This window comes from Myroides albus (assembly GCF_009711045.1).
Classification (GTDB): domain Bacteria; phylum Bacteroidota; class Bacteroidia; order Flavobacteriales; family Flavobacteriaceae; genus Flavobacterium; species Flavobacterium album_A.
This window is the reverse complement of sequence record NZ_WMJX01000004.1, coordinates 105,908-120,212: the sequence shown is the minus strand read 5'-3', so window position 1 is coordinate 120,212 and position 14,305 is coordinate 105,908. Positions and strand designations below refer to the sequence as shown.

Here is a 14,305-nt window from a genome sequence, read left to right as displayed (position 1 = left end):
TTAACGCAATGATTCATTTCTTCGAAAACCCTTCGAGAAAGTTCTACACAGTACAGGTGGAGAACAACTTATCTAATGAAGATATCCAAAAGTTAAACTGGTTATTTGGCAATGCCAAGCACATCAACGAGAAAACAATCAACGCTAAATTTGTCGGTCCACGTGCTACGATGATTACTCCATGGAGTACCAATGCTGTAGAGATTACTCAAAATATGGGAATCACTGGAATTATTCGCATTGAAGAGTTCGTAAAAGCAGAAGACTGTGAAGCATTCGATCCAATGTTATCACAAGAGTTCGAAACACTACACCAAGACATCTTTGCAATCAATATTGCTCCAGAAGCAATTAACTACATTGAGGACATCGCTAAATACAACGCACAAGAAGGTTTAGCTTTAAACGATGAAGAGATTACTTACCTAAATGACTTAGCGACTAAATTGGGACGTAAACTTACAGACTCTGAGGTATTCGGATTCTCACAAGTGAACTCAGAACACTGCCGTCACAAAATATTTAACGGTACCTTCATCATCGACGGAGAAGAGCAACCTACTTCTCTTTTCAAATTAATTAGAAAAACATCTGAGACAAATCCTAATGATATTGTTTCGGCTTATAAAGATAACGTTGCTTTTGTCAAAGGACCTAAAGTAACGCAGTTTGCTCCTAAATCGGCAGACAAACCTGACTTCTATGCAGAGACTGAGTTTGACTCTGTTATTTCATTAAAAGCAGAAACGCATAACTTCCCTACTACTGTAGAACCTTTTAATGGTGCTGCTACAGGATCTGGAGGAGAGATACGCGACCGTTTAGCTGGTGGGCAAGGTTCATTGCCGTTAGCAGGTACTGCTATCTATATGACATCATACTCTCGCTTAGAAGAAAACCGTCCATGGGAACAAGCAATGGACGAAAGAGCATGGTTATACCAAACGCCTATCGATATCTTAATCAAAGCTTCTAATGGTGCTTCTGACTTTGGTAACAAATTCGGTCAACCCTTAATCACAGGGTCTATCCTTACATTCGAGCATGAAGAAGACGCTCGTAAATTAGGGTTTGACAAAGTGATTATGCAAGCTGGTGGTATTGGATACGGTAAATTAGACCAAGCTTTAAAACACAAACCAACTGAAGGTGACCAAGTGGTGATCTTAGGTGGTGAGAACTACAGAATCGGTATGGGAGGTGCGGCAGTATCTTCTGCTAATACAGGTGCTTTCGGTTCTGGAATTGAGTTAAACGCTATCCAACGTTCTAACCCAGAGATGCAAAAACGTGCTGCTAATGCTATCCGTGCGATGGTAGAGGCTGAACATAACCCTATCGTATCTATTCACGATCACGGTGCAGGTGGACACTTAAACTGTCTTTCTGAATTAGTAGAAGAAACAGGTGGAAATATCAACTTAGATGCTCTACCTGTGGGTGACCCTACGCTATCTGCTAAAGAAATTATTGGTAATGAGTCTCAAGAAAGAATGGGATTAGTAATCGGTCAAAAAGACATCGATACTTTAGCGAGAATTGCAGAAAGAGAACGCGCTCCGATGTACACTGTTGGTGAGATTACTAATGATCACCGCTTTACGATAGAATCTAAAACAAAAGGAGATAAACCAATGGACTTCGCTATCGAAGATATGTTCGGAAGCTCTCCTAAGACAATCATGGATGATCAAACAATCAACCGTGTATATGCTGATTTAGATTACTCTGTATCAAAAGTAGAAGAATACTTAAACCAATTGTTACAATTAGAAGCTGTAGCTTCTAAAGATTGGTTGACAAATAAAGTAGACCGTTGTGTGGGAGGTCGTGTGGCTAAACAACAATGTACAGGCCCATTACAATTGCCATTAAATAACTTAGGTGCTATGGCACTTGATTACAAAGGTAAAGAAGGTATCGCAACTACTGTAGGACACGCTCCTGTAGTAGCTATCGTAGATCCTGCTGCAGGAAGTAGAAATGCTATTGCTGAGGCTTTATCTAATATCGTTTGGGCTCCTCTTAAAGAAGGAATCAAAAACGTTTCTTTATCAGCAAACTGGATGTGGGCATGTAACAATGCTGGAGAAGATGCTCGTTTATACAAAGCTGTAAAAGCGTGTTCGGACTTCGCTATCGAATTAGGGATCAATATCCCTACAGGAAAAGATTCATTATCAATGAAGCAGAAGTATCCTAACGATGAAGTTATTGCTCCTGGTACTGTTATTATCTCTGCTGCAGCAAACTGTACAGATATTACTAAAATAGTAGAACCTACTTTAAAGAAAAACGCTGGTTCTATTTACTATATCAACTTGTCTAAAGACAACTTCAAATTGGGAGGTTCTTCTTTTGCACAAGTACTAAACAAGATTGGTCAAGAGGTTCCTACTATCACTGATGCGGCTTACTTTAAAAATGCATTCAATGCTATTCAAGAATTAGTAGCTAACGAACAAATCGCTGCTGGACACGATATCGGAAGTGGTGGTTTAGTTACTTCTCTTTTAGAAATGACGTTTGCAGATGTGAACTTAGGTGCTAAATATGACTTGACTGCTCTTAACGAGAAAGACACCGTAAAAGCATTGTTTAACGAAAACATCGCGCTTATCGTTCAAGCTAAAGACGACGCTACTTTAGAACAAGCATTAGCTGCTAAAGGAGTTGTAGCTGTTAAGATCGGTACGGTTACTACTGATGAGAAAGTATCATTCACTAATGGATCAGATCACTTCGCATTTAGCGTACCTGCTATTAGAGATACTTGGATGAAAACGTCTTATTTATTAGACCAAAAACAAACAAAGAATAACAAGGCCGCAGATCGTTATAACAACTATAAAGAACAACCTTTAAACTTCAGTTTCCCAACTCAGTTTGACGGTAAAAAACCTGTAGTTGACGCTTCTAAACCAAGACCTAAAGCAGCTATTATCCGCGAGAAAGGTAGTAACTCAGAAAGAGAGGTTGCTAATGCAATGTTCTTAGCTGGTTTTGATGTAAAAGACGTTCACATGACAGACCTTATTTCAGGTAGAGAAACGCTTGAAGATATCCAATTTATCGGAGCTGTAGGTGGATTCTCTAACTCTGACGTATTAGGATCTGCAAAAGGATGGGCTGGTGCATTTATGTACAATGAGAAAGCAAATACAGCATTGAAAAACTTCTTTGCTCGTCAGGACACTTTATCTGTAGGTATCTGTAACGGGTGTCAGTTGTTTATGGAATTAGAATTAATCAATCCTGAGCACGAAGTACACGGTAAGATGCAACATAACGAATCTCAAAAACACGAGAGTATCTTTACTTCTGTAACTATTCAAGAGAACAACTCTATTATGCTTTCAACTTTAAAAGGAAGTACTTTAGGAGTATGGGTTTCTCATGGAGAAGGTAAATTCAACTTACCTGAGACAGAAGATAAATACAATATCGTAGCGAAGTATGCCTATGAGGCTTACCCTGCTAACCCTAATGGTTCTGACTTTAACACTGCTATGATGTGTGATACAACAGGACGCCACTTAGTAATGATGCCTCACATCGAGCGTTCATTATTCCAATGGCACTGGGCTAACTATCCAGAAGGAAGAAAAGATGAAGTTTCTCCTTGGATGGAAGCATTCGTTAATGCACGCGAGTGGATTGAAGCAAACAACGCTAAATAATCAAATAGCTTACATACAACAAAGCCTCCTAATGGGAGGCTTTGTTATTTGTATTACCTTGTTCTTGTTCACAGAGTATTTATAACAATACACTTATTTTGTGTGTCTTTGTTTTAATACAGCCTCTATGTCACTTAGCATAAAACCTTTTGCCTTTAAAAGGATTAAATAGTGGTACAATAAATCTGCTGCTTCATTCTTAAACAAATCATCATTGTCATCTTTAGCTTCGATAACTAACTCAACTGCTTCTTCCCCTACTTTTTGAGCTACCTTGTTTATACCTCTTTTGTAAAGTTGATTGGTATATGATGACTCTATATTATCATCTATTCGCTCACTGATGATTTGTTCTAATTGATAGACAAAGCCTTTGTCTGCCATTTCTCCAAAACAAGAAGTAGTTCCTGTATGACATGTTGCTCCTACTGCCTCTACGGATATCAAAAGGCAGTCCTGGTCACAGTCCGTCTTAATATCTTTGACCAATAAATAATTTCCTGAGGTTTCTCCTTTGGTCCAAAGCCTATTCTTAGTACGACTGTAGAACGTTACTTTTCCCTGTGTGATTGTCTGTTGGTAGGCCTTTTCATTCATATATCCTTGCATCAATACTTGCATAGAATCTTTATCCTGAATAATCACAGGTACTAACCCATTTCCTTTATTAAAATTGATATTTAATTTCATCTTACACTTATATTATTTGTTTTTAACGCCTGCTTTAACTCTGGTATACCTACTTCTGCATAGTGAAAAATACTCGCTGCTAAGGCACCTGTCGCTTGCGTCTGAGTGAATACCTGTGTGAAGTGTTCTATAGCACCTGCACCACCTGAAGCAATCACAGGAATATTCACTTCCTTGGCTACCTCAGCTGTAATATCCAGTGCAAAACCGTCTTTTGTACCGTCATTATTCATAGAAGTTAATAATATTTCGCCTGCCCCTAAGCGCTCTACTTCTCTTGCCCACTCTACAGTCTTAAGATCTGTTTTAATACGCCCGCCTGCACTGTATACCCACCACTCTCCATCTTCGTATTTTGTATCTATAGCTACAACAGCGCACTGATTACCTAGGCCTTGTGCTATTTCGCTAACTAGTTCTGGTCTTTTAATCACAGCAGAATTAACACTTACCTTATCCGCACCTGACCTAACTAATTCGATCGCCTGTTCTTTAGTGCTAATCCCTCCTCCTACTGTAAATGGTATATTTATCTGACTCGCGATCTCATTTACTAAACCAATTAATGTCTTTCTATTCTCGATTGTAGCAGTGATATCTAAAAAGACTAATTCATCTACGCCCTCCACTACATAGCGTTTTGCCAATGTTATAGGATCACCAGCTCGCTGTATATCAACGAAGTTAATCCCTTTGACCACCTGGCCATTCTGAATATCCATACAGGCTATTATTCTCTTCTTTAGCATAATTCACTCAACTCTTTTAAGGTTATCTTTCCTTCATAAATAGCTTTGCCTATGATTACTGCTTCACAGCCTATCTCTTTTAGCTTGTACAATTCGGCTACAGTAGTTAACCCTCCACTAGCGATCAACTTAACTTCTGTATTCGCTATAATCTCTTTATACAGCTCTATGGCAGGTCCGCTTAGCATTCCGTCTTTTTCTATATCAGTGACTATGGTATAAGACACCCCTCTCTGCTCATACGACTGGATAAACTCTAAAACGTCTGTATCGGCAGAGTCTAACCATCCTTGAGTCATAATCTTGCGTTGCTTACAATCTGCTCCCAATATTACTTTCTCACTTCCATAAGCATCTAACCACCTTAAGAATAGTTCTGGCTTAGTCGCTGCTATACTTCCTACAGTCACTTGCTTAGCACCGCTATTAAAAGCAGTAATGATATCTTCATCCTTCTTAATACCTCCACCGAAGTCTATCTGTAGATTGGTTTGAGTAGCTATCTCTTCTAATACCTTAGCATTCATTATTTGGCTCGACTTAGCACCATCTAGATCCACTACGTGTAGATACTCAATTCCTGCATCTTCAAACTGTTTTGCCACTTCCACTGCACTGGTATTATACACTTTAGAGGTGTTATAATCCCCCTTAGATAGTCGAACGCACTGCCCTGCTATTATATCTATCGCTGGTATAATTCTCATAATTCTAAAAAATTCTTTATTAATAGTTCTCCTACTTTACCCGACTTCTCAGGGTGAAACTGCACTGCATAGAAATTATCCTTTTGTAAAGCCGCCGAAAAAGGTTGTATATAGGTATTCACAGCAATAGTACTCTCACTTAATGTTGCGTAATAACTATGCACATAGTAAAAATCATCTGCCAATTGTATTCCTTTAAATAAAGGTCCTTTCACACTACTAAAGTTGTTCCATCCCATGTGAGGAACTATGTCTAAGGCAGGAAACAGCTTTACCTCATTATCAAAGATACCTAAACCTTCTACTCCTCCCTCCTCACTCGATTTACACAACAACTGCATTCCTAAACAAATTCCCAAAACAGGTTGTTGCAATCCTATAATTACTTTATCCAACCCCTTGTCTATTAAGTATCTCATCGCAGATGAAGCCTCTCCTACTCCTGGAAAAATCACCTTATCTGCACAGGTGAGCATCGCTAGATCATCTGTCACTATAGTCTTATACCCTAAGCGTTCTATTGCATTCTGTACAGACTGTACATTACCTGCATTGTATTTTATAATTGCGATCATAGTATACCTTTAGTACTAGGGATATTGTAATTTTCTGTCTTGCTCACTGCCATCTTTATTGCCTTAGCAAAGGCTTTGAATATAGACTCTATCTTGTGGTGTTCATTATCTCCCTCTACCTTAATATTTAGGTTACAACTCGCTGCATCAGAGAACGATTTAAAGAAGTGAAAGAACATCTCTGTAGGCATATCACCTACTTTTTCTCTCTTAAACTCAGCCTCCCATACTAACCATGCCCTTCCTCCAAAATCAATAGCTACCTGTGCTAAACACTCATCCATCGGAAGTAAGAATCCATATCGCTCTATCCCTTTCTTAGTACCCAATGCTTTTTTAAAGGCTGTACCTAAGGCTATAGCAGTATCCTCTATCGTATGGTGCTCATCTACTTGCAAATCTCCTTTTACCTGAATCTCCAAACCGATATTACCATGTCTGTTCACCTGTTCTAACATGTGATCAAAAAAGGCTAATCCAGTATTAATCTTACATTCTTTAGCACAGTCTAAGTTTACAGATATATCAATAATCGTTTCATTGGTCTTTCTATATTCTTTCCCTATACGAGGCTGTTGTTTTAAAAACTGATAGATTTCTTCCCAGTCCATTGTAGACAGAGCAGCTCTATCATCCTTTAATTCATTGATATAAATAGCTTTACTCCCTAAGTTCTCTGCCAATTGTATATCTGTAAATCGATCTCCTAATACATACGAATTAGCCAAATCATAATCACCATATACATACTTACCTAACATTCCGAGCCCAGGTTTGCGCGTAGGTTTATTCTCATGTTCAAAAGAATCATCTACATAAATATCTGTAAATGTCACTCCCTCGTCTGCTAGTGTATCCAAAATAAAGTTCTGTACTGGCCAGAAAGTGTTTTCTGGAAATGAAGCAGTTCCTAGACCATCTTGATTACTAACTAATACAAGTATATAATCTAACTCTCGAGCAATTTTAGACAAACTAGATATTGACTTGGGTAAGAATACTAATTTTTCAAAACTATCTATCTGAAAGTCTTCAGGTTCTTTAATAATAGTTCCGTCTCTATCTATAAACAATACTTTCTTTTTCACGTTCTATAGCTTTTAATGCAGTTATTAATTGGTTGTTTTCCTGTGGTGTTCCTATCGAAATACGCAAAGTATTTTCTACTACTTTACTTCTATTTCTCACGATAATCTGTCTATCTATTAACTCTTGATACAGTTGATCAGCCTTGTCGAATTTAACTAAGAGATAATTAGCTTCTGAAGGATAGATAAACGATGTAATAGACAATGTACTTAATTCTCTAATCACTCTTTCTTTCTCACTTAAAAGTAGTGCTATTCTCTCTTTAAAGCCCTCGACATCCCTTAACGTTTCAATCGCAAGTTGCTGATTAACAACACTCAAATTATAAGGAGACTTCACTTTATTAAAATAGTAAAGCACCTCTTCATTCATCCATGCCATACCGATGCGTAGACCTGCCATTCCCCACCCTTTAGACAAGGTCTGTAAAATGATTAGATTACTATATTGTGACAATTTATCTAACCAAGAAGGTTCATTACTAAAATCAATATACGCTTCATCGATTATAACGATTCCTTTAAAGCGATTAAGCAATGTGACTATTGTTTCTTCACAGATTAGATTGCCAGTAGGGTTATTAGGCGAACAGATAAACATCAACTTCACAGTATCATCGTTTAGATAAGGCTCTACCATTGCTTGTTCGATCTGAAATATCTCATCTAGAGGAAGTGTAATTAGCTCTACAGCATTGATATTAGCATACACTTCATACATTCCATAGGTTGGTGTAAATACAATAGCTTTATCCTTATTGGGCTCACAGAATATACGATAGGCTAAGTCAATAGCTTCATCACTTCCATTACCTAAAAACAATTGGTCAGCACTACCTCCTTTTACCTTACTAATCACTTGTTTTAACTCAAGTTGATAAGGATCAGGATAGCGGTTCACTTTACCATAAGGATTCTCATTCGCATCTAAGAATACCTCCTTATCTCCTTTATACTCATCTCTTGCACTGGTATAAGGAGATAAGATCTTAATATTAGGGCGTACTAATTCGTTTATATTTATTTTACTATTACTCATTACTTAGTTTTTTAAGGCGAATACTAACAGCGTTTTTGTGAGCGATTAACTCCTCTGCTTCTGCCATTACTTCTATTGTTTTACCTATATTTTTCAGCCCTTGTTTTGTTAACTTTTGAAAAGTAATCTTCTTTACAAAACTATCTACAGATACCCCGCTATAGCTCTTGGCATATCCATTAGTAGGTAAGGTATGATTCGTTCCGCTAGCATAGTCCCCTGCACTCTCACATGAGTAAGCGCCTAAGAATACTGAACCTGCATTGATCACTAAGTCTATATACTTCTCGGCATTCTCTATATTCAAGATTAAGTGTTCAGGTGCATAAGCATTGCTAAAAGCAATACATTCTTCTATAGTCGATAATTCTATCATCAAGCTATTCTTAAGTGTCTGTATGGCTAAGTCCTTTCGAGGTAATTCTTCTAATTGTTTTTCTAAAGCCTCTGTTACTTCACTTATCTTTTGTCTTGTTGTCGTTACCAAGACTACTTGACTATCTGTCCCGTGTTCTGCCTGTGACAACAAATCTGCAGCTATATAATCTGCATCTGCCACCTCATCAGCGATAACTAAAACTTCACTAGGCCCCGCTGGCATATCAATAGCTACACCTTCTGCCTGTACTAGCTCCTTAGCCTTAGTCACATACTGATTACCAGGCCCGAATATCTTATAAACTTGAGGAACAGTCTCTGTACCGTAGGCCATAGCAGCAATAGCCTGAGCTCCTCCTATTTTAAAAATTGTATCTATTCCTAAATATTGAGCAGCATAAAGTACTACTTCATTTACCTTGCCTTGTTTGTTACACGGTGTACACAATATCAACTCTTTACAACCTGCTAACTGAGCTGGAATAGTTAACATTAATAAAGTAGAGAATAGAGGAGCTGTTCCCCCTGGTATATAAAGTCCTACCTTTTCTATTCCCACACTCTTTCTCCAACAGTTAACCCCTTCTGTTGTTTCTACTTTTTCCTCTTGTATGATCTGAGATTGGTGAAACTTTTTGATATTAGATGCAGCTATCTTTATAGCTTCTTTTATTTCCTGACTAACTGAAGTAGTGGCTTCTTCAATTTCTTGTTTGCTTACTCTGAAGTTTTTCAGTTGTACTCCATCGAATAATGAGGTGTAATTCTCAACAGCTACATCCCCTTTGTCTTTAACTTGTTTTAGTACAGTACTAATACTCTCATTTAAACTTTCTGTAGTAATAATAGGGCGTTTGATCAATCCTATCCATTCCTCTTTTGTTGGTTTGTATATTGTAATCATAACTTCTTAGTTTAGTAAATCATTTTTTCTATTGGAGCTACTAGAATTCCCTCTGCTCCTAAGTTTTTTAACTCATCGATAATATCCCAAAACTGATCTTCTTGGATGACAGAGTGTAAACTGCTCCATCCCTTATCAGCTAATGGAAGAATAGTAGGACTCTTCATACCTGGTAATATTGAAATGATTTGTTCCAACTTATCGTTAGGCGCATTCAATAAGATATACTTGCGTTCTTTTGCATTTAAAACGGACTTTATTCTAAACAAGAGTTTATCTAACAGCGCCTGTTTCTCAATACTTAAAGCTTTATTACTAATTAGTATTGCCTGACTATCCAGTACCTTATCTACTTCTTTAAGCCCATTAGACATTAACGTAGATCCACTACTCACGATATCACACACACCGCTAGCTAATCCAATACTAGGAGCAATCTCAACACTACCAGAAATAAACTCTATAGTAGCACTTACTCCTTGCTCTTTCAAATACTTCTGTAAAATGAATGGATATGAAGTAGCTATCTTTTTCCCTTCAAAGTATGTTATCCCAGGATAATCTACTTCTTTTGAAACAGCTAAACTTAAACGACAACTTCCGAAGCCTAAGTATTCTAAAACATTCACAGAAAGATTAGCTTCAATGAAAACATTCTCTCCCACGATACCGATATCAGCTACTTGCTGTTCTACGTATTTGGTTACATCATCATCTCGCAAGAACAATACTTCAATAGGAAAGTTTTTACTTTCGGCAATTAGTTTACCTCCACCATTGGGAAACTTAATACCACACTCTTTTAATAATTCTAGGGATTTCTCACTAAGACGTCCACTTTTTTGGATTGCAATTTTTAATTTACTCATCATATTTTAGATTATAATGTTTGAGTAAATCAATAGGAAATATAAAATAGCAATATGCTTAAAAACAAAAAATCCCGTCTGATTTACTCAAACGGGATAATTAGATATTTTGGATTCAAATACACCATATCATTACCAGCTCGTAAGAGTACAAGTAGAATGATGACGATGATGTAATTGATTAAGATACATGTCTTTTATTGTTTATTTGATAGGTCAAATGTAGGTATTATTTTCATACCCTCGACAAATATTTTTTATTTATTTCTTATACTTTTCAAACATTCGCTTCTAAAATCAATACTCAAACCCAATGAAAACAAGAAGTTTACAAGATTATTACTTTAAGTAAAAATTTGCCATTTTATCCATTGTTAGATTAAAATGTATATCTACTTCTTCAGCATTTTTACTTGTCAATGGGTAGGGAACCATATGAGTATAATTAAAAGGATAGTCTAATATATCCACTTTAATATCAATATCCCTATAAGGTCCCTTTAGCATATTTAAGGCTTCCACTGGAGGTGCTACTTCATCATTTTTTAGATTAATAGACATGATTTGACCTTGTAACTCTCTTAGCCGCACTTCACGTTCAGCTTGAAAATGATTATACCTCAACATTGTTTTAAACCAACTCTCTCCAGGATGTAATTCACATGATTGATAGTGATTTAATCTTGGTTCGGCAGCAAAGCTTGTGGTTAATAATTGTGCGAATATCTTCTGCATCATTATAGTTGCACGACCATCCATGATGTATTTTGAAACTGGGAACATACGATCTATGGTCATCCCACCACAAAAACACACCAACTTAGCCTTATCCAATATATTGTTAGGATTAGCCATCATTAAAATAATAGATAAAAACGACCCAATAGAATATCCAAAAAGATCAATATTTGCTTGAGAAGAAACAGTAGAAAAAACTCCTTTTCTAAGAGCCTTTTCCCATTCGATAAAATCGTAATAAGTCTGCAAGCCCGACCAAAACATCCGTTGAGGATGAGCCTCCATTCGCGTACTAATAGCAGCATTGACATAGCTACTATCAGAATTCTCCTTCCAATCTGCTGCTCGTTTCTGTGCAATTTCAAACATCATTTTGCGATCAGACCACTGCCAGGGTGTACGATCCATGTGGAAACTAATAGGAAATAAGACTACAGCTTTTTTTGTTCTTTTAGTTAGTTCATACGCCCAAGGTAAGTACTTATCCCATTTCTTTTCGTTAAGACCATGAAACATAACAATCACATCTTGGCAAACTTTCACATCGTTGGGTTTCACAACAATAATTTTAAAATCTAAGTTTTCCTTTACACTAAAATCTGGAACATCTAAAAGCGTATCGGTATCCGCTGTATATTTAACAAAACACTCTTGGAATTCAACCTGGTGATCTTCACAAAATAATCGCTCTGAACCTATTAATATTCCATCTGCTTTAGTGGATTTAAAAGGATACTTGTGAATCTCTATTGCCAAGTTTTCATCACAATGAAAATCACCTTGTTGATGAAAAAGTTGTTTTAATTCTTCATGAAGTTGATAGTAGTGCATTATGCTATATTTTATAAGGTGAATATCCGTTGCTATAAAGGTAAACGCTTTGACTATCAAACTTATTACAGAACTTACATAGAATATTTACATATTTAATTTTTATTCACAATATTCGAGATTCACTATAAATCAATTACCTTTAAATATTACAAAAAACATACATTATGCTAATCCATCCCAATAGGATATTGATTATAAAGAATCTACTACCTAAACAATTCGACGGACTAACTATCTTTCCTTTTATTATCCTAAAAGATAAACAAGAGATTGATAATCACATTTTAATTCAACATGAATGCATCCATTTAAAACAACAGTTGGAATTATTGATTATCCCATTCTTTATCTGGTATGTCATTGAGTTTACCTACCACTTTATAAAGAATAAAGACTCTTTTCATGCCTATCGATGCATCAGTTTTGAAAAAGAAGCCTATACACACGAAGACACACTTAATTATTTACACAATAGAAAGAGTTATGCCTTTTTAAAATTTCTCAAATAAGATTAAAATACTACTATATAAAAAGCCCAAAAGCAATGCTCTTGGGCTTTTCAAATCTATACTTTACTTTTTAGAACTGTCTTTTATAATCTTCAATTTCTGTTACTGTTTTAATCAATTCAGGTCCGAGATGTTTATAACCGTCATTGTTAATTAAAAAGTTATCCTCTATACGAATACCTCCAAAGTCTTTAAACTTATTGAGTTTTTCATAATTAATAAACTCCGCGTATTTATTCTCTGCCTGCCACATCTCGATTAACTCTGGGATAAAGTAAATACCTGGCTCTACCGTTAGTACATGTCCTGCTTTTAATTCTTTTCCCAAACGAAGCGACTTAATACCAAACTGTTTTGTATCCTTAGGCTCTTCAGCGGTATATCCAACATATTGTTCACCTAAGTCTTCCATATCGTGTACATCTAATCCCATCATATGTCCTAATCCACATTGGAAGAACATCGTATGGGCATGATTAGCTACAGCATCTTGTGCGTTTCCTTTCATCAAACCAAAATCTATTAGCCCCTGCGCTAATATCTCACAGGCTTTTAGGTGTACGTTTTTATATTTTACTCCAGCTTTAAGTTCTGCCTTAGCGCCCTCAAAAGAGTTCAAAACTATATTGTACAGATCACGTTGCTCTGATGTAAAAGTTTTATCCACAGGATAGGTACGCGTCAAATCTGATGCATAGCCCATTGATGTCTCACACCCAGAGTCGTTTAATAACAACCTACCTGACTCAAGGGTATTCATTTTATAATGATTGTGTAATATCCCCCCATTCACAGTTACAATAGAAGGATAAGCAAGCTCACAATTATGACTTCCAGCCACATGTTCGATAGCACTCACAATCTCATATTCTTTAGCTCCAGGTCTTGCCATTTGCATAGCCAATAAGTGCATTTGGGTAGAAACTTTAAGGGCACTCTCAATCTGCTCAATCTCTTGTGACTCCTTGATTTCTCTTTGTTTTACAATAGCCTGAATCATAGCCACAGAAGCTTTAAAATCTCCAAGTGAAATTTGTAATAATTCGCTTAATAAGATTTTATTTACTGATTGATAAGGTGGCAGGTAATGAATAGGACGCTTAACACTTAAAGCAGTAGCCAAATAAGTAGCTAAATCTGCGTAGGGGCGAACATCTAAAACTCCTGATTTTTCACATTTATCTTTTAATGTTTCTTGACGTCCCATCCACACAATCTCATCGATTGACATTTCATTTCCAAATACAATTGATTTATTCTCGTCTAAATCAATAATCGCTGCTAATTTTGGTTGTTGGATACCAAAGTAGTATAAAAAAGTACTATCCTGTCTAAAGTGATAGGTATTATCTTCAAAATTTACAGGGTTTTCAATATTTCCAAAGAATAACAATATACCTTTTGACTGTACATTGTTTACTAAATTTTGTCTGCGTTTTATATAAGTATCTTTATTGAACATAGTGTTGTTGTTTAAGTTTCCTAAGTTAACAACTTTATTGAATTAGATCCTCTAAAATAAGCATAAAAAAAGGCCATCTATTT

The 14,305-nt window shown here is 36.4% G+C and carries 12 protein-coding genes; 2 read left to right on the top strand and 10 right to left on the bottom strand.

Annotation, left to right across the window (positions count from 1 at the left end; genetic code table 11):
• Window positions 1-8 precede the first annotated feature (8 nt).
• The gene (purL, locus tag GJV76_RS03530) at window positions 9-3,680 is read left to right on the top strand and encodes a phosphoribosylformylglycinamidine synthase (protein ID WP_155091264.1); all 3,672 of its coding nucleotides are present in this window, start codon (window positions 9-11) and stop codon (window positions 3,678-3,680) included.
• A 93-nt stretch (window positions 3,681-3,773) separates the two neighbouring features.
• On the opposite strand, the gene hisIE is transcribed toward purL, so the two are convergent.
• From hisIE to GJV76_RS03485, 9 genes are all read right to left on the bottom strand, one after another.
• Entirely contained in the window at window positions 3,774-4,370 is a 597-nt protein-coding gene (gene hisIE / locus GJV76_RS03525; RefSeq protein WP_155091263.1) for a bifunctional phosphoribosyl-AMP cyclohydrolase/phosphoribosyl-ATP diphosphatase HisIE, read from the bottom strand.
• Window positions 4,367-5,119, bottom strand: a complete 753-nt coding sequence (gene hisF, locus GJV76_RS03520; RefSeq protein ID WP_155091262.1) for an imidazole glycerol phosphate synthase subunit HisF — start codon at window positions 5,117-5,119, stop codon at window positions 4,367-4,369. The genes hisIE and hisF overlap by 4 nt, the downstream gene beginning before the upstream one ends.
• Window positions 5,113-5,826, bottom strand: coding sequence for a 1-(5-phosphoribosyl)-5-[(5-phosphoribosylamino)methylideneamino]imidazole-4-carboxamide isomerase (gene hisA / locus GJV76_RS03515; RefSeq protein ID WP_155091261.1), 714 nt, complete (start codon window positions 5,824-5,826; stop codon window positions 5,113-5,115). The genes hisF and hisA overlap by 7 nt, the downstream gene beginning before the upstream one ends.
• Window positions 5,823-6,401 carry an imidazole glycerol phosphate synthase subunit HisH gene (gene hisH / locus GJV76_RS03510; RefSeq protein ID WP_155091260.1) on the bottom strand — a complete coding sequence of 193 codons (579 nt, stop codon included), beginning with the start codon at window positions 6,399-6,401 and terminating at the stop codon, window positions 5,823-5,825. Before hisH ends, hisA begins: the two co-directional genes overlap by 4 nt.
• A complete protein-coding gene (hisB, locus tag GJV76_RS03505) occupies window positions 6,398-7,489 on the bottom strand; it encodes a bifunctional histidinol-phosphatase/imidazoleglycerol-phosphate dehydratase HisB (RefSeq protein ID WP_317162593.1) in 1,092 nt (363 codons plus the stop codon). Before hisB ends, hisH begins: the two co-directional genes overlap by 4 nt.
• Window positions 7,461-8,528: a histidinol-phosphate transaminase gene (hisC, locus tag GJV76_RS03500; RefSeq protein ID WP_155091259.1), complete on the bottom strand. Its 1,068-nt coding sequence runs from the start codon at window positions 8,526-8,528 to the stop codon at window positions 7,461-7,463. The genes hisB and hisC overlap by 29 nt, the downstream gene beginning before the upstream one ends.
• Complete coding sequence (gene hisD, locus GJV76_RS03495) at window positions 8,521-9,810, bottom strand: histidinol dehydrogenase (protein WP_155091258.1); 1,290 nt, start codon at window positions 9,808-9,810, stop codon at window positions 8,521-8,523. Before hisD ends, hisC begins: the two co-directional genes overlap by 8 nt.
• A gap of 11 nt (window positions 9,811-9,821) precedes the next feature.
• Window positions 9,822-10,679, bottom strand: coding sequence for an ATP phosphoribosyltransferase (gene hisG, locus GJV76_RS03490; protein WP_155091292.1), 858 nt, complete (start codon window positions 10,677-10,679; stop codon window positions 9,822-9,824).
• Window positions 10,680-11,018: 339 nt separating this feature from the next.
• Window positions 11,019-12,248, bottom strand: coding sequence for a DUF6051 family protein (locus tag GJV76_RS03485; protein ID WP_155091257.1), 1,230 nt, complete (start codon window positions 12,246-12,248; stop codon window positions 11,019-11,021).
• 167 nt (window positions 12,249-12,415) lie between these two features.
• Between GJV76_RS03485 and GJV76_RS03480 the strand changes: the two genes are divergently transcribed.
• Window positions 12,416-12,760, top strand: coding sequence for a hypothetical protein (locus GJV76_RS03480; RefSeq protein ID WP_196216213.1), 345 nt, complete (start codon window positions 12,416-12,418; stop codon window positions 12,758-12,760).
• A 70-nt stretch (window positions 12,761-12,830) separates the two neighbouring features.
• Here the strand turns inward: GJV76_RS03480 and GJV76_RS03475 are convergent, their stop codons facing one another.
• Window positions 12,831-14,222 carry an aminopeptidase P family protein gene (locus GJV76_RS03475; RefSeq protein ID WP_155091256.1) on the bottom strand — a complete coding sequence of 464 codons (1,392 nt, stop codon included), beginning with the start codon at window positions 14,220-14,222 and terminating at the stop codon, window positions 12,831-12,833.
• Window positions 14,223-14,305 lie beyond the last annotated feature (83 nt).

Coding starts and splice junctions, on each gene's coding strand:
- purL (WP_155091264.1), top strand. CDS start 9: ATGATTCATTTCTTCGAAAACCCTTCGAGAAAGTTCTACACAGTACAG.
- hisIE (WP_155091263.1), bottom strand. CDS start 4,370: ATGAAATTAAATATCAATTTTAATAAAGGAAATGGGTTAGTACCTGTG.
- hisF (WP_155091262.1), bottom strand. CDS start 5,119: ATGCTAAAGAAGAGAATAATAGCCTGTATGGATATTCAGAATGGCCAG.
- hisA (WP_155091261.1), bottom strand. CDS start 5,826: ATGAGAATTATACCAGCGATAGATATAATAGCAGGGCAGTGCGTTCGA.
- hisH (WP_155091260.1), bottom strand. CDS start 6,401: ATGATCGCAATTATAAAATACAATGCAGGTAATGTACAGTCTGTACAG.
- hisC (WP_155091259.1), bottom strand. CDS start 8,528: ATGAGTAATAGTAAAATAAATATAAACGAATTAGTACGCCCTAATATT.
- hisD (WP_155091258.1), bottom strand. CDS start 9,810: ATGATTACAATATACAAACCAACAAAAGAGGAATGGATAGGATTGATC.
- hisG (WP_155091292.1), bottom strand. CDS start 10,679: ATGAGTAAATTAAAAATTGCAATCCAAAAAAGTGGACGTCTTAGTGAG.
- GJV76_RS03485 (WP_155091257.1), bottom strand. CDS start 12,248: ATGCACTACTATCAACTTCATGAAGAATTAAAACAACTTTTTCATCAA.
- GJV76_RS03480 (WP_196216213.1), top strand. CDS start 12,416: ATGCTAATCCATCCCAATAGGATATTGATTATAAAGAATCTACTACCT.
- GJV76_RS03475 (WP_155091256.1), bottom strand. CDS start 14,222: ATGTTCAATAAAGATACTTATATAAAACGCAGACAAAATTTAGTAAAC.